This is a genomic window from Haloferax sp. Atlit-12N (assembly GCF_003383095.1).
GTDB lineage: Archaea > Halobacteriota > Halobacteria > Halobacteriales > Haloferacaceae > Haloferax.
This window is the reverse complement of sequence record NZ_PSYW01000046.1, coordinates 1-967: the sequence shown is the minus strand read 5'-3', so window position 1 is coordinate 967 and position 967 is coordinate 1. Positions and strand designations below refer to the sequence as shown.

Annotated in this window: 1 protein-coding gene; it reads left to right on the top strand. The window is 64.8% G+C overall.

Translation table 11 applies throughout. The features are described 5' to 3' along the window. Positions 1-101 precede the first annotated feature (101 nt). Positions 102-967 (top strand): transcription initiation factor IIB family protein (locus tag C5B90_RS19900; RefSeq protein WP_148708277.1); only part of this gene is annotated, 866 nt, incomplete at its 3' end.

The following is a 967-nucleotide window of genomic DNA, read 5'->3' as shown; positions in this document are numbered from 1 at the left end:
AATCGCCCTCCAGCCGAAGCCAGCCTATTCGAGACGGAGACGATGTTTTTGAGCCCCTGAAGGGTGCGGGGCGCAGCGAGATGCGTCGCGCGGTGTTCGAGATGGCGACACGAGATGTCTACGAGCGACAGTTCGACGAATCGTGCGGGAAATCCTGTGGGAACGCCTCCTGTCCAGAATGTGGCGGCCAGGTCATTACAGACGCTGGCGAGCGACGGTGCGACTCCTGTGGGCTCATCATCGACGGCCACGGCATCGACCACGGCCCGGAGTGGCGGTCGTTCGAGCGCGAGGAGCGCAAGCGAGTGGGCGCGCCGCGAACGCCGACGCGGCACGACCATGGCCTCGCGACCGAAATCGGTCGACACGTCGACGCGAACGGGACAGCGATCCCGGGCGAGCGACGACAGCAACTCTCCCGGCTCCGCACCCAGCACAGTCGAAGTCGCTATCAATCGAGTCGTGAGCGACGGTTGGCTCACGGGTTGGACGAAGTCCGGCGACTTGCCGGCGCGCTTGACCTCCCGGACAGCTTGCGTGACCAAGCATGCCGATGTTTCCGGTCCGCTCAACAGGCGGATTTGCTGTCGGGGCGGTCGATCGAAGCAGTCGCGGCTGCGAGTGTCCACGCCGCCTGTCGATGTGCAGGACTCTCGCGAACGCTCGCTGAACTTGTCCCACTCGCACGGGTGGCTGAATCGCGCGTCCGGTCAGCGTACAACGCACTCAATACAGAACTCGGGCTGCCTGCGAAGCCCGTCACACCAGTCGAGTTCGTTCCGCGAGTGGCGGATGCGCTTGATGTGACGGACCAGATTCGACGACGAGCACGGTCGTTAGCTGAGACATCGAGCGATGAGTGGGCTCATCGAGGCGCGAACCCGAATGCGGTCGCGGCAGCGTGTGTGTACACTGCGGCGGCTGAACGAGACTGGCCGCTCACGCAGGCGCGTGTTGCGGCCGTGCG